At 26.1% G+C, this 19,618-nt stretch carries 21 protein-coding genes; 12 read left to right on the top strand and 9 right to left on the bottom strand.

The window, feature by feature from the left end; all coding sequences use genetic code 11:
* Nucleotide 1: 1 nt before the first annotated feature.
* The 3 genes from aspS to AC5SLW_RS01645 are packed head-to-tail and all read right to left on the bottom strand — an operon-like array spanning nt 2 to nt 3,525.
* Nucleotides 2-1,786: an aspartate--tRNA ligase gene (aspS, locus tag AC5SLW_RS01655; RefSeq protein ID WP_494575481.1), complete on the bottom strand. Its 1,785-nt coding sequence runs from the start codon at nt 1,784-1,786 to the stop codon at nt 2-4.
* Entirely contained in the window at nt 1,787-2,449 is a 663-nt protein-coding gene (locus AC5SLW_RS01650; RefSeq protein WP_494575479.1) for a P-loop NTPase family protein, read from the bottom strand.
* Nucleotides 2,446-3,525: a hypothetical protein gene (locus AC5SLW_RS01645; protein WP_494575477.1), complete on the bottom strand. Its 1,080-nt coding sequence runs from the start codon at nt 3,523-3,525 to the stop codon at nt 2,446-2,448. The genes AC5SLW_RS01650 and AC5SLW_RS01645 overlap by 4 nt, the downstream gene beginning before the upstream one ends.
* Before the next feature lie 11 nt (nt 3,526-3,536).
* On the opposite strand from AC5SLW_RS01645, the gene purM reads away from it, so the two are divergent.
* Together purM and purN are read left to right on the top strand one after the other, a co-directional pair.
* The gene (gene purM, locus AC5SLW_RS01640; RefSeq protein ID WP_494575475.1) at nt 3,537-4,565 is read left to right on the top strand and encodes a phosphoribosylformylglycinamidine cyclo-ligase; all 1,029 of its coding nucleotides are present in this window, start codon (nt 3,537-3,539) and stop codon (nt 4,563-4,565) included.
* On the top strand, nt 4,543-5,121 hold the full coding sequence (gene purN, locus AC5SLW_RS01635) for a phosphoribosylglycinamide formyltransferase (protein WP_494575473.1): 579 nt from the start codon (nt 4,543-4,545) through the stop codon (nt 5,119-5,121). Before purM ends, purN begins: the two co-directional genes overlap by 23 nt.
* On the opposite strand, the gene ndk is transcribed toward purN, so the two are convergent.
* The gene (gene ndk, locus AC5SLW_RS01630; RefSeq protein WP_020169223.1) at nt 5,118-5,528 is read right to left on the bottom strand and encodes a nucleoside-diphosphate kinase; all 411 of its coding nucleotides are present in this window, start codon (nt 5,526-5,528) and stop codon (nt 5,118-5,120) included. The two genes, purN and ndk, sit on opposite strands and share 4 nt — an antisense overlap.
* Nucleotides 5,521-6,978 (bottom strand): leucyl aminopeptidase, encoded by a 1,458-nt coding sequence (locus tag AC5SLW_RS01625; RefSeq protein ID WP_494575471.1) that lies wholly within the window; start codon nt 6,976-6,978, stop codon nt 5,521-5,523. Before AC5SLW_RS01625 ends, ndk begins: the two co-directional genes overlap by 8 nt.
* Before the next feature lie 61 nt (nt 6,979-7,039).
* Here AC5SLW_RS01625 and AC5SLW_RS01620 point away from each other — a divergent pair, with 61 nt between their 5' ends.
* Genes AC5SLW_RS01620 through rsmA form a run of 6 tightly spaced genes read left to right on the top strand, consistent with a single transcriptional unit; the run spans nt 7,040 to nt 14,348 of the window.
* Nucleotides 7,040-8,176, top strand: coding sequence for an LptF/LptG family permease (locus tag AC5SLW_RS01620; RefSeq protein ID WP_494575469.1), 1,137 nt, complete (start codon nt 7,040-7,042; stop codon nt 8,174-8,176).
* Entirely contained in the window at nt 8,173-9,246 is a 1,074-nt protein-coding gene (locus AC5SLW_RS01615; RefSeq protein ID WP_494575467.1) for an LptF/LptG family permease, read from the top strand. The genes AC5SLW_RS01620 and AC5SLW_RS01615 overlap by 4 nt, the downstream gene beginning before the upstream one ends.
* A complete protein-coding gene (locus tag AC5SLW_RS01610) occupies nt 9,236-11,680 on the top strand; it encodes an LPS-assembly protein LptD (protein WP_494575465.1) in 2,445 nt (814 codons plus the stop codon). Before AC5SLW_RS01615 ends, AC5SLW_RS01610 begins: the two co-directional genes overlap by 11 nt.
* Nucleotides 11,681-11,686: 6 nt before the next feature.
* Nucleotides 11,687-12,604 carry a peptidylprolyl isomerase gene (locus tag AC5SLW_RS01605; RefSeq protein WP_018413958.1) on the top strand — a complete coding sequence of 306 codons (918 nt, stop codon included), beginning with the start codon at nt 11,687-11,689 and terminating at the stop codon, nt 12,602-12,604.
* The gene (gene pdxA, locus AC5SLW_RS01600; RefSeq protein WP_494575463.1) at nt 12,597-13,559 is read left to right on the top strand and encodes a 4-hydroxythreonine-4-phosphate dehydrogenase PdxA; all 963 of its coding nucleotides are present in this window, start codon (nt 12,597-12,599) and stop codon (nt 13,557-13,559) included. Before AC5SLW_RS01605 ends, pdxA begins: the two co-directional genes overlap by 8 nt.
* Nucleotides 13,560-14,348: a 16S rRNA (adenine(1518)-N(6)/adenine(1519)-N(6))-dimethyltransferase RsmA gene (rsmA, locus tag AC5SLW_RS01595; RefSeq protein ID WP_006997203.1), complete on the top strand. Its 789-nt coding sequence runs from the start codon at nt 13,560-13,562 to the stop codon at nt 14,346-14,348.
* On the opposite strand, the gene gmk is transcribed toward rsmA, so the two are convergent.
* From gmk to fabD, 4 genes are read right to left on the bottom strand one after another with little or no spacing between them, the layout of a single operon-like run.
* Complete coding sequence (gene gmk / locus AC5SLW_RS01590) at nt 14,337-14,969, bottom strand: guanylate kinase (protein WP_271625805.1); 633 nt, start codon at nt 14,967-14,969, stop codon at nt 14,337-14,339. The two genes, rsmA and gmk, sit on opposite strands and share 12 nt — an antisense overlap.
* A gap of 7 nt (nt 14,970-14,976) precedes the next feature.
* Nucleotides 14,977-15,216: an acyl carrier protein gene (locus AC5SLW_RS01585; protein WP_006997205.1), complete on the bottom strand. Its 240-nt coding sequence runs from the start codon at nt 15,214-15,216 to the stop codon at nt 14,977-14,979.
* Nucleotides 15,217-15,264: 48 nt separating this feature from the next.
* Complete coding sequence (fabG, locus tag AC5SLW_RS01580; RefSeq protein ID WP_011281882.1) at nt 15,265-16,002, bottom strand: 3-oxoacyl-[acyl-carrier-protein] reductase; 738 nt, start codon at nt 16,000-16,002, stop codon at nt 15,265-15,267.
* The gene (gene fabD / locus AC5SLW_RS01575) at nt 15,995-16,927 is read right to left on the bottom strand and encodes an ACP S-malonyltransferase (protein WP_494575460.1); all 933 of its coding nucleotides are present in this window, start codon (nt 16,925-16,927) and stop codon (nt 15,995-15,997) included. Before fabD ends, fabG begins: the two co-directional genes overlap by 8 nt.
* 86 nt (nt 16,928-17,013) lie before the next feature.
* Between fabD and rpsF the strand changes: the two genes are divergently transcribed.
* The 4 genes from rpsF to AC5SLW_RS01555 all read left to right on the top strand — a co-directional run bounded on the left by rpsF (nt 17,014) and on the right by AC5SLW_RS01555 (nt 19,605).
* Nucleotides 17,014-17,379, top strand: coding sequence for a 30S ribosomal protein S6 (gene rpsF, locus AC5SLW_RS01570; RefSeq protein ID WP_006997208.1), 366 nt, complete (start codon nt 17,014-17,016; stop codon nt 17,377-17,379).
* 2 nt (nt 17,380-17,381) lie between these two features.
* Nucleotides 17,382-17,660 carry a 30S ribosomal protein S18 gene (gene rpsR, locus AC5SLW_RS01565; protein ID WP_006997209.1) on the top strand — a complete coding sequence of 93 codons (279 nt, stop codon included), beginning with the start codon at nt 17,382-17,384 and terminating at the stop codon, nt 17,658-17,660.
* Nucleotides 17,661-18,119 carry a 50S ribosomal protein L9 gene (gene rplI, locus AC5SLW_RS01560; RefSeq protein ID WP_006997210.1) on the top strand — a complete coding sequence of 153 codons (459 nt, stop codon included), beginning with the start codon at nt 17,661-17,663 and terminating at the stop codon, nt 18,117-18,119.
* Between the two features lie 67 nt (nt 18,120-18,186).
* The gene (locus AC5SLW_RS01555) at nt 18,187-19,605 is read left to right on the top strand and encodes a replicative DNA helicase (RefSeq protein WP_006997211.1); all 1,419 of its coding nucleotides are present in this window, start codon (nt 18,187-18,189) and stop codon (nt 19,603-19,605) included.
* The last annotated feature ends 13 nt before the right edge of the window (nt 19,606-19,618 follow it).

Genomic DNA, 19,618 nt, shown 5'->3' with positions numbered 1-19,618 from the left:
ATTATTTTTTCAGTTTTAAAGCTAAACCAAGCTCTTTAAGTTGCTCTTCGTTAACGTTTGATGGAGCGTTCATCATTAAATCTTGAGCATTCTGATTCATTGGAAACATTGTAACTTCTCTAATATTCTTTTCATTTGCTAACAACATTACAATTCTATCGATACCAGGTGCTATACCACCATGAGGTGGGGCTCCATAACTTAAAGCATTGATCATTCCACTAAATTTTTCATCAACTTGTTCTTTTTGATATCCAGCAATCGAGAAAAGTTTATACATCAATTCAGGCACGTGATTTCTAATTGCACCAGAAGATAGCTCTATCCCATTGCAAACAATATCGTACTGATAGGCTTTAATATTAAGAGGATTATCAAAATCAATGTCTTTTAAGTCTCCTTGAGGCATTGAAAATGGATTGTGACTAAATTCGATTTTATTAGTTACTTCATTTTTTTCAAACATTGGATAATCAACAACCCAACAAAATGCAAAAGTATTTTCATCAATTAATTTTAAATCTTTAGCAATTTTATCTCTAGCTAAAGAGGTTATTTTTTCAACATCATTTATTTTTCCACAAGCAAAAAATATACTATCCCCTATTTCAGCTCCAGTGATTTTCATAATTTCCTCTAATGCTTCTTTAGAAAAAAATTTTCCAACCGGTCCTTTTGCTGAAATATTTTCTTCTTTTTCAATTGTAAAATAAGCCAGACCAGATGCCCCTTGTTCTTTTGCCCACTTATCAATATTATCAAAAAAACTTCTAGGTTTATCTTTTGTATTTTTTGTTACTATACATCTCACTTTAGAACCAGATTTTACAAGCTTTTTAAATATCTCAAACGTAACATCATCACGTGTAAAAATGTTTGATAAATCTGAAATTATTAATGGGTTTCTTAAATCTGGCTTATCTGATCCATACTTAAGCATAGATTCCTCATAAGGTATTCTTGGAAATTTTTCATACATCAATTTTTTTTCAGAAAATTTTTTAAAAACATTGACTATTAGTTTTTCAACAACTTGAAAGACATCTTCTTGTTCAACAAAAGACATTTCTAAATCAAGCTGATAAAATTCACCTGGACTTCTATCTGCCCTTGCATCTTCATCTCTAAAGCATGGAGCTATTTGAAAATATTTATCAAAACCAGAAACCATTATAAGTTGTTTAAATTGTTGTGGCGCTTGTGGCAGTGCATAAAATTTTCCAGGATTTAATCTACTTGGTACTAAAAAATCTCTTGCACCTTCGGGACTAGAGGATGTTAATATTGGTGTTTGGAATTCCAAAAACCCAAGTTTAGACATCTCGCCTCTAATGAAAGAGATAACTTTTGACCTTAAGATAATATTATCATGAATTTTTTTTCTTCTTAGATCTAAGAATCTATACTTGAGTCTAATTTCTTCAGCATACTCTTGATCACTAAAAACTGGCATTGGTAACTCCTTGCAAGTACCCAACACTTCAAATGAATTTATATTAACCTCAATTTCTCCAGTTTGAAGATCTCTGTTAATAGTTTCTTTTGTTCTCTCTACAACCTTACCATTTATCTTAATTACGCTTTCTAATTGAATTTTTTCTAATGAATTAAAATTTTCGTTACTTTTATCTATGATACATTGAGTCATTCCATAATTGTCTCTTAAATCTATGAATAGTAAATTTCCATGATCTCTTTTTTTGTTTATCCAGCCTGATAAAACAACATCTTTACCGCTACTATCTATTGTTAACTCACTACATGTATGTGTTCTATATTTATTCACTTATTCCTCAAGAGCTTCATTAATAATTTTAAAATCGATAGATTTCTTTTTTTTTAAACTAATCTTGTCAATTTTATATATGAATTCAAATATTTTGCCATACGATCTCTCAATTCTTTTAATAATAAAGTTAATCAGCTTTTTATCTAAAGTAATTTGTCTGTCTGATAAATTTTTTAATATTAATGCAAACATTAGCTCATCGTCAGGGTTTTGAATATTTGCAAAAAGACAGTTCTTTGTTCTAGATCGAAGATCTTCAAGTTTAAAATTGATCTCAGATATTGGTTTCATTGATGTGACTATCAAAAACTTATTATCTTGATCTATTATATTAAAAAGTGAATAAATCAGCTTCTCATTTATATTTAAATTTAAATCCTCTAAAACAATATTTTGGTAAGGTTTAATGGATTTAATGTTTTCGTCATTTAATGAATTAACATCAATCCTAATGCCATTAAATTTTTTCAAAAAAATATTAACTAGGTGACTTTTTCCTGAAAATTTTTCACCACTAATGTTTAAAAAATTTTTTTCCCACTTTGGCCATTTGTTAATCATTTCAAAAGCATAAAAATTACTCTTTCCAACATAAAAATCATCATCTTTAAAGTTTTGTTCATAATTAAAATCTAATAATAATTGATTTAAATTTTTCATTTTAATATCCACATATTATTCTTCATTTCTAATTCAAGGTTCTTTTCTTTCATGTCATTTAAAAATATATTGGGTGTGCCATTATAAGTAATTTTATATTGAATAATCTCACTATTAAAATTCAAAATACTAAAGTCAGAAACTAGATCTAAACTATAAAGCACCTGTTCCAACTCTATAATTTTTTTAGTTTTTTTGGAATTAATAGATATTGTTATAGGAAGTTTTATGGAAGTATTAATTTCATTATTTTTTTTCCATTGATCCTCATAAAGCTGTTTTAAATTTTCAACAATATTAGAAAAGTCATTATTATTAAAAATATCTAATTTGGGATAGTTCTTATTTTGAATTTTCAAGCTGTTATTTAAATTAATTTTTGAAAGTGTTCTTATTCTGTTGCTTTCTTTATATATTATTAAAATTATATTATCTTTAATATCATATTTATTAATTAGATTTGAAAAATCATAAGTTTCAATATCTTTTGAGATTTTTTGTAACTCTATCCAATCTTCAATATCTTCACTTGGTAATAAATAATCTAACAAATCATAAGAGTTTTTTTGTTCATTCCATTTATCGTAAAAAATATTGTTATTAAAAAGATATATATTGTTATTTTTAGTTTCTATAAGGATAGGAAATAATAGGACCTTATTTCTTTGGGGTATTGATGGAAAAATATTTTTATTTTCTAAAAATTTAAGAATTTTTTTTTTATTAAATGTTGTTTCTAAATTTGCAAAATACTTATTATTTATAAATTTTTCATCACTAATGGTGAAAGAATCAATCATGCCCTTAATTTCTTTTATAGAAACATTTTTAATCTTTTTTCTATCACCAGAGGCTGTAATCATTGAAATCAAATCAGAAAAGGAAGTTTGAAATCCTTTGTCAATAACGTTATTTTTTTCAAAATTTAATTCAAATGGAGAGGATATTTCAATGTTAGATACTCTAAACGCATTTGCATTTGAATAAGTTGTGGAAAAAAATACTATTAATAGAGAGAATAAAATAAAATAAATATATACATTAAGTAATTTATAAAATTTATTAATTATTTGCATATATTATACTAATGAAAAAAGAAAAATTTACCTATGAAAAAAGTGGTGTAAACATAAATGCTGCTGATAATTTTGTTAAATTTATATCGTCAATATCATCAAACAAAAAAGGCAAAAAAAAGTTTAATAATATTGGTGGCTTCGGCTCTATAACTGATATTCCAAAAAAACTGAAAAATCCTAAAATTGTAGCTTGCACAGATGGTGTTGGTACAAAAGTAGAGATTGCCAATTTACTCAATAAATATGACACAATTGGTATTGATTTAGTTGCTATGAGCGTAAACGACCTAATTGTTCAAGGAGCAAGACCACTTTTATTTTTGGATTATATTTCTATTAATAAAATTAATTTAAATAAATTAAAATCGATCCTTAAAGGAATAGTAAAAGGCTGTAAAATTTCAAACTGTGAATTGGTTGGTGGAGAAACAGCAGAAATGCCAGGTACCTATGAAAAAGGTAAATTTGATATAGCAGGTTTTGCGGTGGGTTTGGTTGATGAAAAGAAAATACTATCAAAGAAGAATATAAAAAAAAATGACTTAGTGCTGGCTATACCATCAAGTGGTGTGCACTCAAATGGTTATTCTTTAGTTAGACATGTGCTTAATAAAAAAAAGATTAATTTAAAAAATAATTCATTTTTAAAAAAAGAATTACTAAGACCTACAAAAATTTATGTCAAAGAAGTTCTAAATTTAATTGATAACAATCTTTTAAATGGATGTGCAAATATTACTGGTGGTGGCCTAGCAGATAATATTAAGAGAGTTATTCCGGATAAATTAGTCGCTGATATAGATTTAAATAAAGTTAGAACTAAAAAAATTTTTAAATGGTTGAAGCAAAATAACATTGATGATGAGGAAATGTTAAAAACATTCAACTGTGGAGTTGGTTTTTGTTTAATAGTTAATCCTAAAAACTTAAATAAAATTACTAAATTTTTTACAAAAGAATTTAAACCCTATATTATTGGAAAAATAACTGCAGGAAAATATAAAGTTAAACTTAATGGTAAAATTGACTGGTCCTAAAAAGATTAAAACAGCAGTATTTATATCTGGAACTGGAAGTAATTTAAAAAATTTAATAAAATTTTCTAAAATAAAAAATTCACCTATATCCATAGATTTAATTTTTTCAAATACTTCAAAAGCCAAAGGTTTAAAATTTTCAAATCAATTTAATATAAAAAAATATGTATCAAGCTTTAAAAACTATAGAATAGCTGAAGCAAAAATATTAAATTTATTAAAGAAAGAAAATATAAAGTTTATTTGCCTTGCAGGTTTTATGAAAATTTTATCTAAAGATTTTATTAAAAAATTTAGTGGAAAAATAGTTAATATACATCCTTCTTTACTGCCAAAATATAAGGGGCTTGATACTCATTTAAAAGCAATACAAAATAAAGATGAGGTAGCTGGTTGTACTGTTCATTTTGTAACAGCAAAACTTGATTCAGGAAAAATAATTCTGCAAAAGAAAGTTAAAATTTCAAAAAAAGATAATTCTATTTCTTTAGCTAAAAAAGTTTTAAAACAAGAGCACAAGCTCTATCCAGCGGCTATAAAAAAATTATTTAATTAATCTTTAAAGAAAAAATTAATTTCAATTTTAGCATTTTCAACACTATCAGAGCCATGTACAGAGTTTTTATCAATAGAAATTCCATATTTTTTTCTTATAGTTCCTTCTGCAGCTTCCTCTGGTTTAGTTGCACCCATTAATTCTCTGTTTCCTAAAACTGCATTTTCTTTTTCAAGTATCATCACGACAATTGGGCCTGAAGACAAATAAGCACATAAATCATTATAAAAAGGTTTAGTTTCATGAACTTTATAAAATTGTTCTGCTTCTGCTTTTGTTATCTGAATTTTTTTATCTTTAATAATTTTAAAACCTTTATCAGTAAACATTTCTTTGATTTCATTATCTAAATTTCTTTCAACAGCATCAGGTTTAATGATTGATAGTGTTTGTTCTATATTACTCATAATTATCCTCTATTAGTTGGTTTAATAATCTTACTCCATAGCTAGTTGCACCACCTGAATTTAAAGCACCACCATATTTTGAAAATGCCATACCAGCTATATCTAAATGAGCCCAAGGTGTTTTATTTAAAATAAATCTTTGTAAAAATTGTGCTGCAGTTGTGGATCCTGCACCACCTACATAATTTATATTTTGCATATCTGCATTTTTTGAGTCTATAAGTTTGTCAAAGTTTTTATGCAACGGCATTCTCCATAATTTTTCTTCAACTTTATCACCCGCTTCTAATAATTGTTTTGACAATTTATCATCGTTTGAAAATAGACCTGCATATTCAGAGCCTAATGAAACTATAATAGCACCTGTTAATGTTGCTAGATCAACCATAAACTTAGGTTTAAATTTTTTCTCAGTAAAAGTTAAAGCATCAGCCAAAACTAATCTACCTTCAGCATCTGTGTTTAGCACCTCTATTGTTTTACCACTATATGATTTTACAATGTCACCAGGTCTTTGAGCGTTTCCACTAACCATATTCTCAACAAGCCCTACAACACCAACAGCATTTATTTTTGCTTTTCTTATTGCTAAATTTTTCATTAAACCCACCACAGTAGCTGAGCCTGCCATATCATAAGTCATATCTTCCATAAACTTTGCTGGTTTTAAAGAGTAACCTCCAGTGTCAAAACAAACACCTTTTCCAACAAAAGCTAAAGGATTAGAATTATTTTTTGCTCCATTCCATTCCATTGTTACAAGATATGATCCTCTAATACTACCTTGCCCTACACCAAGTAACGCATTCATTCCAAGTTTTTTTAATTTTTTTTCATCATAAATATTTATTTTCAATCCAAATTTTTTAAGTGTATTTATTCTTTTTGCATATTCATCAGGGTGTAAAACATTTCCTGGTTCAGACACAAGGTCTCTTGCAAAAAAACTTCCTTCTTCTAGAGCTTTAAATCTTAAATGATCTTGAGTAGATATTTTATTTTTGTTTCCTATAACATTTATGAGAACAGTTTCTTTGTTTTTTTTAGATTTATAAATATTAAATTCATATGATTTTAATTTAAGTCCATGCAGAAAGTAACCAACAAAATTTTTAATTTTATTATTAATTGTATCTGAATTTACAAAGTATTCTTTTTTCTTATCATTATTAATATAACTATGAAATTTAGCTCCTAGATTTTCTATATCTGATATTTTTATATCTTTCTTAATGGATACTAAAAATACTGTCTTTTTTGAATTAATTTTAAAAGAAAGTAAATCTTTTTTCAAATCACTATTTTTTAATAAATCAGATATGTAAGAAAATTCTAAATTTGATAGATATTTTTTTAAATTGTTAATATTGAATTTTTCATCAACAAATAAGACAAGGTTGGCTAAGTCTTTTTTTGAACTTATTTTTTTGTAATTAATTTGAATAGTCATAAATTTTAAATACACTCTATGCGAGTTGAGTGGTATATAAGAGCTAATTTACTGTATTTCAATGAAAAAAATTGTTTATAAAAAATTATCTAAAGATTGTGTAAATTTTTTCTTATTAGTTGTATTTACCATCAGTATAATTATTTGGGTATTACAGGCAGTTAATTATCTCGATTTTGTTATAGAGGACGGCCACGGTTTTCTCGTATATTTTAAATATACATTACTTAGCTTTCCTAAAATAATTAGTAGAATTTTTCCCTTTGCTATATTTTTGGCATTTTCATACATATTATTAAAATATGAGAATAAAAATGAGCTAGTTATATTTTGGAATTTTGGAATTAAAAAAATTAATTTTATAAATTTTTTTATAAAATTTTCTCTCTGGTTTGTACTTATTAGTTTATTTTTAAATGCTGTAATAACTCCTTTTGCTCAAGATAAAGCTAGATCCTTTATAAGATCATCTAACTTAGATTTTTTTGAAAGTGTTCTCAAACCTAAAAAGTTTATAGATGTTGTTGAAAATTTGACAATCTACTTTGATGAAAAAAATAAAAATGGTGAATTAATAAATATATTCTTAAATGAAAAAACAGATGTTAATAACTCACAAACTACTTTTGCTAAAACTGCAATAGTAAATATAGACAATAATAAAAAAGTATTAACATTATATGATGGCAAATCTATCAATGTCGTAAATGGGAAAATTTCAGAATTCAAATTCTCAAAAACTGATTATAATATTTCAAAATTTTCTACAAAAAGTATGCTAACAAAAAAAAATCAAGAAACTGCAACTAAAGATTTAATTAAATGTGTGCTGATTTTTCACAAATCAACAAATAAAATAAATTTTCCTGAAGACTCTTTAGATAGAAACTGTGGTCTTAAAAACTTAAAAAATATTCATCAAGAATTATATGTTAGATTGATAAAACCTCTATATATAACTTTTCTAATTTCAATTTCACTTTTATTTATATTAAAATCTAAAAGTGACCATTCATTTAATATTAATAAATTTAAGATTTATTTATTTGCTTTTCTTTTTATTATTTTTTTAGAATCATCTTCAAAATTAATAAGTATGAATTTAATGCAGAACATATTTCTTTCAATTTTTCCATTGATCTTAACATTAATTATTTATCTCTATTTTGTAATAAAATTAAAAGTTAATAAAGTATGAAAACCTATATTAAATTTTTAATTAATCTTTTTAACATCTCATTATTAAAAATTTTTATTACTTTTTTTATTATCATTTTAATTACAAATATCCTTGAACAAATTGAATTTTTTAAAAATATAGATTTAAGTTTTTATTATCTTTTCTTTTTGTCTCTATTAAATACACCTTCGGTCTTATTTGAAATACTTCCTTTTATTTTTTTGTTGGGCACTCAAGTATTTTTTATTCATCTTATTGACAAAAACGAACTACAAGTCTTTAAATACTCTGGTTTAAATAATATAAAAATCATAAAAATTTTAGGTTTATATTCATTCATTCTTGGCATTATTATGGTTATTTTTTTTTATAACGGATCATCTATTTTAAAAAACTCATATCTATTAATTAAAAATAACTATTCAGATGATAATAAGTATTTAGCTGTTATCACTGAAAATGGTCTTTGGATCAAAGATGAAATAAATGACAATATAAACATAATTAATGCCCGCCAGGTCAACAATGAATTTTTACTCAATGTTTCCATAACAAAGTTCAATAAAGATTTTGATTTAGTTGAAGTATTACAAAGTGAAAGAGTTGATATTACATCAAAAAAATGGAAAATATTTAATCCAATAACTCTAAAAGGTAATTCACAAAGTACTTTGAATGAATTGATATTACATTCAAATTTTGACTTACAAAAAATAAATAGCTTATTTTCAAACCTTTCTTCTTTAAGTATAATTGATTTAATTACATTAAGAAAAAGTTATATGTCTTTAAATTATTCTGTAACTGATATAAATTCTCACTTATTGAAAATTGTCTCTTATCCAGTTTACTTAACTCTAATTACAATTTTTTCTGCTATTATTATGTTTAACATTGGCTACCAAAAAAATACCTTTTATAAGATTACATTAGGGATTTTTTTGTCTGTAATTATTTACTATATTAATAATTTTTTAAGTGTCCTGGGCACAAATGAAAAAATTCCTGTAACACTTTCAATTTTTTTGCCTTTAATTATATTATCAATAATAAATTTCATCTCTATAATAAAGTTAAATGAAAAATAAATTTATAGCTTTCTTTCTTGTGATCTTATTTACTATATCTAATTTTAGTCGAGTTCTTGGAGAAGAATTTATTTTTGAAATTTCTGATTTAGAAATTACTGAAAATGGAAATATATATAAAGGCAATAACAGAGGTACAATTAGAACTGATAGTCAGCTTAAATTAATATCAGACAACTTTGAGTATTTAAAAGAAATCAATAGACTGGAAGCAAATGGTGATGTTCAGCTTTTTGATTTAAATAACAACATAACCATTAACGCTCAACAAATTTTTTATCTTAAGAATGAAGAAAAAATTTTCACAGTAGGTAAAACATTAATTAAAATTTCAAATAAATACGATATTGAAGGTTTTGATTTAATTCTTTTTAAAAATAAGATGATTTTATCATCTAAAAAAAATGCAATTATTACCGATAATGAGTCTAATACTTATAAACTTGAGCAGTTTCAATACTCTATTAATCAAGAAATTCTTAAGGGTGAAAATATAGTAGCTATAACTAGTGATAAAGAAAATAAAAGTGATGAATTTTTTCTTAAAACTGGTTTTTTTGACTTAAAAAAAAATGAATTTTTAGGAAAAGATATTACTGCAAAGTTCCACAAAGATTTATTTGGGGATAACGAGAATGATCCCAGAATAAGTGCAGTTTCAGGATTTGGAGACAAGATTAATACCTACTTTAAAAAAGGTGTTTTTACATCATGTAAAAAAACAGATAAATGTCCCCCCTGGAAAATTACATCAGATGAAATTCACCATGATAAAATTAAAAAACAGATTAATTATAAAAATGCTTGGTTAGAAATATATGATTTTCCTGTTGTTTACTTTCCTAAATTTTTTCATCCAGACCCATCAGTAAAAAGACAATCTGGTCTTTTAATGCCTGAATTTGGTAGCTCAAATAATCTTGGTAGCTCAGTTTATGTGCCGTATTTTTTGGCCATATCTGATAATAAAGACCTAACAATAAAACCAAGACTCTTTGATGATAATAAATTTTTATTACAAAATGAGTATAGACAAAAAACAAAGAATTCACTTACAATAGCAGATTTTAGCTTTGTTAATGGCCATGACTCTAGTTCTCAAGACAAGGGAGGTACAAGGTCTCATCTTTTCACAAATACGTTAGTAGATTTGTCGTTGGACAACTTCAAAAAAAGTATGCTTCAAATTAACTATCAAAAAGTATCAAATGATAACTATTTAAAGCTATTTGATTTACAATCCCCTCTTCTACTAGATGACAACAGTGTGCTTGAGTCTAAAATTCAATTTGATCTAGAGCATGAAAGCTATGATCTATCAACCTCATTTGAAATGTACGAAACTTTAAATGGCTCCAATAGCGATAGATATCAATATGTACTACCTAGTTATAATTTTTCAAAAAATTTTAGTTTTAATAATATTGATGGCAGTTTTAATCTCAATTCATATGGAAATAACACTTTAAATGATACGAATGTTGTTGGATCTACAATTTCAAATGATTTAATTTACTCTGCTTTAAGTAAATTCTTTGATAATGGAATTAAAACAAATTTTGAAATTGCTTTGAAAAATATCAATACTGTTGGTAAAAATAACCCTACATATAAAAATAGTCCACAATCAGAATTAATGAGCGCATATACATACAATGCTTCATTGCCACTAATTAAAAAAAATTCCACAACATTCGATACTTTAGAACCAAAGCTGTCTTTAAGGTTTAGCCCCCATGAAATGAAAAATAATAAAAACGAGTCTAGAAGAATTGATATTAGTAATGTTTTTTCTTCTAATCGATTAAGTTTAGGAAACTCATTTGAGTCCGGTGAGTCTATTACATTGGGCTTAAACTTCAAAAAAGAAAAAGTTAACGTTGATAATAAAATAGATAAAATTGAAGAATATATTGATTTTAAACTTGCATCAGTTTTTAGATTAGATGAAGAAAAGAATATACCTACAAGTAGTACTTTAAATAAAAAAAACTCCAATATATTTGGGGAATTGAATTTTAAACCTACTAGAAATATTTCGTTAGGCTACAATTTTTCTTTAACGGATGATTTGAATACTTTTGAATACAATTCTTTAATAACTAAAATGGAATTTGGAAACTTTATTACTCAGTTTGATTATTTAGAGGAAAGAGGCGCTATTGGCAGTACCAATATAATTCAAAATACAACAAAATATAACTTTGATAATCAAAATTCTATATCATTTAATACAAGAAGAAATCGAAAGCTTGATTTAACAGAGTACTATGATTTGGTGTATGAGTATAAAAATGATTGTTTGGTTGCGGGTGTAAAATATAAAAAGAATTATTATAACGATGCTGATATTAAACCAGTTGAAGAATTATTTTTCTCTATAACTATTGTTCCACTTGGAACTTTTTCACCAGATAAAATGGCTTTAAAATAGGATTATATGAAAAAGAAAATTTTAATATTTTTATTTGTCATAATGTGTGTGCATGCTCAATCAATTGAAACAAAAATAATTCATAATATTCAAGACGAAATTATAACTAACATTGATATTAAAAATGAATTTAAATATCTTGTGGCTCTAAATAATTCTTTAAAAGAGTTAGATCAAGAAAAGATATTAAATATTTCTAACGAATCAATAATAAGAGAGAAGATAAAAAAAATAGAAATATCAAAAAATTTTAAAGAAATAAAATTAAATGAAGACTATTCTGAACTTTTACTAAAAAATATTTATTCAAGGTTAAATCTAAAATCAATAAATGAATTTGAAATTTATTTAAAAGATTATGATTTAAAAATAAGTGATATCGAAAAAAAAATTACTATTGATGCTTTGTGGAATGAACTAATTATAAAAAAATATTCATCTAAAGTTGTAATTAATGAGGCTGTATTAAAAGAAGAGCTTCTAAAAAATAACAAAATTGAATCAAAAGAATATCAATTATCTGAAATTATCTTTGAAGTTAAAAACAAAGAAGAGATCGAAAAAAAATATAAAGAAGTTGTTAAAAGCATAAATGAAATAGGTTTTGAAAATAGTGCTGCAACATATAGTTTTTCTGATTCAGCTAAAATTGGTGGTGATATTGGTTGGATCAATGAAAATTCACTTAATAATAATATTAGAAAAAATATAAGCAGCTTAAAAGTGGGAGAATTTACAAAACCTATAATTTTATCAAACGGTATATTAATATTAAAATTAATAAATATAAAAAGTTCTGAAACTACTATTGATATTGAAAATGAATTAAAAAAAGCAATTAACTATGAACGTAACAGACAGTTGAATCAATATTCAAAAATTTATTATAACAAGATCAAAAAGAATCTAGATTTTAATGGGTAAGGAACCAATAATAATAGTGGGTGGAGAGCCCAACAGTATTTTTTTAGAAATTTTTTTTAAAAGTTTAAAAACTAATATTTATAAGTCACCCTTAATAATCATTATTTCTAAAAAATTACTTCAAGAACAGATGAAAAAATTAGATTTTTATTTCAAAATAAATGATATTGACAAGGAGTTAAAAGATTTCTCCAAACTAACTAATAAAAAAATTAATTTAATTAATGTTGATTATAAATTTAAAAAATGCTTTGAAAAAATTACTAGTAAGTCAAATAAGTACATAGATGAAACTTTTAAAGTTGCTTTAAATTTTATGAAACAAAATAATTTATCCAAATTTATCAATGGTCCTGTTTCCAAAAAGTCTTTTTTAAAAGGTAAAACTTTAGGTATCACTGAATATCTTGCCAAGAAAACCAAAAAAAAAGATGTTGCAATGTTAATATTTAATAAAAATTTATCTGTTAGTCCTCTTACAACCCATCTTGCTTTAAAAGATGTTCATAAAAAAATAACAAAACAAAAAATATTTACTCAAGTTAACCTGATTAATAAATTTTATAAAACAAAATTTAATAAACTACCAAGGATTGCAATAACTGGGTTAAATCCCCACTGTGAAAGTAATTTTCAAAATTCTGAAGAGGATAAAGTTATAATTCCAGCTATTAAGAAATTACGATTAAAAAATAATAAAATTAATGGTCCATTTCCAGCTGATACTATCTTTACAAAATTTTTATTAAAGAAATATGATGTAATTATTGGTATGTATCATGATCAAGTACTTTCTCCTATGAAGGCTTTATTTGGTTTTGATGCAATTAATATTACTTTAGGCCTACCATTTACTCGTATTTCTCCAGATCATGGACCAAATTATTCAATGCTGGGTAAAAATTTATCTGATCCAAAAAGCTTAATTCAGGCTTTAAAGTTTTTGGATAAATAGGTGTTCATAAAAGCAAAAAAAAGCCTTGGGCAAAACTTCTTAATAGATAGAGAAGTGCTTGAAAAAATTGTATCTATAACCGATATTACTAACAAGGAAGTCTTAGAAATTGGACCAGGTAGTGGAAATCTAACGACATATATTTTAAAAAAGAAACCAAAGAAACTCTATGTTGTAGAAAAAGATGATGATTTAGCCATATTACTAAAGGAAAAGTTTGATACGGAAATTAAAATCATCAATGATGACATCTTAAAAGTATCTGAAAGTACTATCTCGGATCAAAAACTATCTGTCTTTGGTAATTTACCTTATAACATTTCAACAGAAATCTTATCTAAATGGATTCTTAATATTGGCTCAAATTTTTGGTTCGATAGTCTGGTTTTAATGTTCCAAAAAGAAGTTGCTGATAGAATTATATCTAAATTTAATAACTCTAATTATGGCAGACTATCAATTTTATCTAGCTGGAAATTAAATGTAAAAAAAATATTAGACATTAAACCACAAAGTTTTTCACCAAGACCAAAAATAGATAGTTCTTTACTTTTATTCACTCCCAAAGAAAATTTTTTTAAATTAAAGGATCCTAAAAACCTTGAAAAAATTACTAGAATATTCTTCAGCCAAAGAAGAAAAATGTTAAAAAAACCCTTTAACCAAGTTTTTGATAACGGAAAAGAAGTTGCAGAAAAATTTGGTATTGATCTTAATCTTAGACCTCAAAACCTTGAGCCAGAAGTATATTTTAAACTTGTAAAAGAATATGAAGACTTAAGAGGTTAGTTTTTCAACATGTTTTCTAATGAAATCTTTATCGTAGTCTTTCGAGCCATTGTTAATTTCGGCATCAATTAAACTGCTAATTTTAGAATAACATTCTTCTAGATTGTCATTAATAATTACGTAATCATAATTAATCCAATGCAAAACATCTCTACTAAACTCTTTCATACGTTCTTCTACTATCAGTTTATCTTTCATGTCTCTATTTGATAGTCTTTCAAATAGTATTTCTTTACTAGGAGGTAAAATAAAAAAAGTGATTAATTTATAATTTAATTTTTTATTCTTGATTTGATCTGCTCCTTGCCAATCAATGTCAAATATTACATTTTCACCTTTTTCTAATTTTTCAATTACTGGTGTTCTAGTTGTTCCATAAAGGTGATTAAATACTTTTGCATACTCTAAAAATTCTTCATTTTTTATTAAATTTTCGAATTTATCATGATCAACAAAGTAATAATCTTTGTCTGCAATTTCGTTTAGTCTAGGTTTTCTTGTGGTATGAGAAATAGAAATATGAAAATTTTTATTCTTAGAGAGCAGTTTTACTAAAGTTGTTTTACCTGCCCCAGATGGGGATGATAAAATTACCATTATCCCATCTTTTTTTATGGACATTTAATTTCTAGTTTGCTTTTCCTGCTATAAAGTTAACAGCGTCACCTACAGTAAGAATTTTTTCAGCTTCACTATCTGAAATTTCTGAACCAAATTCCTCTTCAAAAGCCATTACTAACTCAACTGTATCTAAACTATCTGCTCCAAGATCGTCTATGAAGCTTGAATCGTCTAATACTTTAGCTTCATCAATACCTAAGTGATCTGCTACAATTTTTTTAACTTTGCTTGAAATATCTTCTGACATAATGTTCCTTTTTGTTATATTTCGTTATTAGTTCAAAAAGTAGTTTTGTCAACCCAAATACATGCCTCCATTAACATGTAATGTTTCTCCATTAATATAGTCTGACTGATCTGAGCTTAAGAAATTAACTGCATTAGCAATATCTTCAGGTTTACCCAGTCTATTAGATGGAATTTTAGCGATTATTGTTTCTTTAAATTTTTCATCTATTTGATCTGTCATAGCAGTACTAATAAAGCCTGGGGATATGCAATTAACATTAATATTTTTTTTTGCATATTCAATTGCTAAGCTTTTTGACATTGCAACTATACCTGCCTTAGATGCAGTATAGTTTGCTTGTCCAACATTACCAGTATGACCAACAACAGAGGTTATATTGATAATTTTTCCAGATTTATTTTTAAGCATTTTTTTAATTGAATATTTACACATTAGAAATGTAGAGGTTAAATTAATATTTATAACTTTTGACCACTCTTCTAAGCTCATTCTAATAGTTAAATTATCTTTTGTAATGCCTGCATTATTAACAATGCAATCTAAGGATCCACCTAGTTCTTTGGTAGCATTTTCTATAAATTCTTCGATTTTATCATGTTGAGAAATATCAAATTTAAGTATTTTTATATTATTAAATTTTTCTTTTAACTCTTCTAGTTTTTCAATTCTTGTACCAGTAGCTAAAATATTTGCACCATTTTGGTTTAACTTCTCAACTATTGAATTGCCAATTCCACCTGAAGCACCTGTGACTATAATATTTTTATCTTTTAAACTACTCATTGATATTAATTAACTTTATATCCTCTTCTGAATTTATTGCACTAACTTTAACATTTTTGTCAATTCTCTTTATTAATCCAGATAAAACTTTGCCTGGTCCTATTTCAATAAACTCTGTAACACCCTTCTCAATCATTAACAAAACACTCTCACGCCAACGAACACTACTTTCAATTTGCTTAACTAGTAATTCTTTTAGTTCATTCGAATTAGATATTTCTTTTCCTGTTACATTTGAAATAAGGATGTTTTTAGGTTCATTAAAATTTAATTTTGCTATTTCTTCTTTCATCACAAGTGTTGCATTATTCATCAATTTACAATGAAACGGAGCACTAACTGGTAATTTAATATTTTTAATATTTGAAGCTTTCAAATCAACCATAATTTTCTCCAGGTCTTCAATTTTTCCACTTAAAACGATCTGACCTACAGAATTGTCATTTGCAATAAAGCATTCGTATTCATCTTTATTCTCATCAATAATTTTTTTTATTATTTCAATTTCAGAGCCCAAAACTGCAACCATTCCACCCACGCCTTTTGGAACAGAGTTTTGCATCGCATTACCTCTAATTTTTAATATTTTTAAAGTATCTGAAAATGACAATGACCCAGCAGCGGTTAACGCAGAGTACTCTCCTAAAGAATGTCCTGCATAAAATTTTGCTTTATCTAAATCGATTTTAAACTCTTCTTTGATTAACTTAAATATTGAATAACTGAGCAAAAATATTGCTGGCTGTGTATTTTCAGTTAAGTCTAATTCTTCCTTAGGACCATTTAAAATAAGATTTGATAGTGAGAAACCAAGAGTATCATCTGCTTCCTTGAATAGATCTTGAACTAAGCTATATTTGGCATGTAGGTCTTTACCCATTCCTACTAATTGTGAGCCTTGACCTGGAAAAATAACAGAAAACATTTAAATATCTAAAGTTTATTATGGTTTTAAGTGTTGTAATTCAATAATTATAATAGTATATCCTCACTTTTTATTAAAGAACAATTATGAATTTATACGAACATACAATAGTTGCTAGACAAGATACTAGCCCGGCGCAAGTTAAGCAATTAACTGAAAAATATTCCAAAATAGTTGAAAAAAATGAAGGAGAAATAGTACAAACTGAAGATTGGGGTTTGTTAAATTTAGCTTACATTATTAAAAAGAATAAAAAAGGCATCTATATGCACTTTAAGATTAAAGGTCCTGGAAAAATTATTGATGAATTAGAAAAAAATGAAGCAATTGATAAAAATCTTCTAAGATATATGACAGTTAAAGTTAAAAAGTTTAATTTAGAGGCTAAATATTTTTCAAAGAAAGATGAATACGAAAAAAAAGAATATAAAAAAGAATATAATAGAGATTAATTATGCCATCAAAAAAAAGAGCAGGAAATAAAAAAAAAGGTAGTCAAAGTAATTTTGCAAAACTAAGTATTTTTCAACCTAATAAATACAAATTTAAGAAAACTTGTCCTTTATCTGCTAAGGGTGCTCCAGAAGTTGATTATAAAAACATCAGATTGTTAAAAAAATATATGTCTGAAAATGGTAAAATTTTACCATCAAGAATTACAAATGTTTCACAAAAAAAACAAAGAGAGCTTTCTCTATCTATTAAGAGAGCTAGAAATTTAGCGTTAATTTAAATGAAAGTTATACTTTTAGAAAACTTAAGAAGAATTGGATCTATTGGAGAAATCATAGATGTTAAAAGAGGGTTTGCTAGAAACTTCTTAATATCAAATAAAAAAGCTCTTTATGCCTCAAAAGAAAATATTGCAGAAGTTGAAAAGATTAAATCTGAGCTAAGTAAAAAAGATACTGAAAAGAAAAAAGAAGCTCAAAAAATTTCTGAACAAATTAACAATAAAGAATATGAGATTAAAAAATTAAGTACTGAAAATAAAGAATTGTATGGATCAGTTAAACCAACTGAAATTTCAAAACTGATATTAGAAAATGACAAACTAGATATTAAACCTTCAATGATACAACCAATAACTGAAATTAAATCAATTGGTAAATTTAAGGTTAAAATTATTCTACACTCTGAAGTAGATTCTGAAATTACTATTAATGTAGTTACAGCTGATACTATTCAATAATTATACAATTTTTTCCCCAGCATATATTTTTTATTTTTTTAAATCTTAATTAAGATAAGATTTCTTCATGGAAAATAACCTCAGTCTAGTTAAAGATACTTTTAAAGAACTTCCAAACAATATTGAAGCAGAACAGGCTGTAATTGGATCAATACTAGTTCAAAATGAAACGTTTGATGAAATAAATACTATCGTTTCAAGTGTTAACTTTTATGACCCGATGCATCAAAGTATTTTTTCAGCAATTGAAAGCCTAATTTACAAAGGGATGCTTGCAAACCCCATAACTTTAAAAAATTATTTTGAAAATGAAAAAGACGAATTAAATGTTCCTGAGTATTTAGTAAAAGTTACAAAATTTTCTACTCCTCCAAGACAAGCAATAGAATATTCAAGAATTATTTATGATATGTTTGTAAGACGTGAACTAATTAAGATATCTGAAAATACTATTGATGCTGCAAAACTAAATGCACTTGATGTTAATGGCCAAAATATAATTGAAAATTCAGAAAGGTTATTATTTGATCTTGCTGAAAAAGGTTCTTTCAATTCATCACTTATTAAATTTGATGAAGCGATGAAACAAACTATTGAGATGGCTTCAGCTGCTTATCAAAATGATGAAGGGATCGTTGGTGTTCCTACTGGTCTAAGAGACTTAGATGATAGACTGGGTGGGCTTCATAATTCAGATTTAATTATTATTGCAGGTAGACCTTCAATGGGTAAAACTGCTTTAGCAACAAATATAGCTTTTAATGCTGCTCAAAAACTACAAGAAAGTGGAAAAAAATCTGCAGTAGCTTTCTTCTCACTGGAGATGTCTTCTGAGCAATTATCAACTAGAATTTTAGCAGAACAATCTAGAATTAAATCAAACGATATAAGACGGGGAAGAATTTCTGATGAGCAATTTGATAAATTTATTGAGACCTCAAAGAATATTTCTGAACTTCCTTTATATATAGATGAAACACCAGCTATCAGTATCGCTGCTATGAGCAACAGAGCAAGACGTATTAAAAGATTATTTGGTTTAGATTTGATTGTTGTAGATTACATTCAATTGATGAGAGGATCAGGGAATAATAGAGATGGTAGAGTTCAAGAAATTTCTGAAATTACACAAGGCCTTAAGGCAATGGCAAAAGAACTTAAACTTCCAGTGATAGCTCTATCACAGCTATCAAGAGCGGTAGAACAAAGAGATGATCATAAACCTCAGTTATCAGATTTAAGAGAATCTGGATCAATTGAACAAGATGCTGACGTTGTAATGTTTGTATATAGAGAGGCCTATTACTTAGAGAGAAAAGAACCTAGACCTGCAACTGTTGAGCATGCTGAATGGCAAGCAAAAATGAATGAAGTGTCAAATCTAGCAGAGCTTATTATTGGAAAGCAAAGACACGGCCCAACGGGTAATGTTATGGTAGAATTTGAAGCAATGTTTACCAAATTTAAAGATACTCAAATTAACTAATATCCAATATATT

The sequence above is a fragment of the Candidatus Pelagibacter sp. PS_40 genome (genome assembly GCF_059417765.1).
This window is presented reverse-complemented; position numbering and strand designations above follow the sequence as displayed.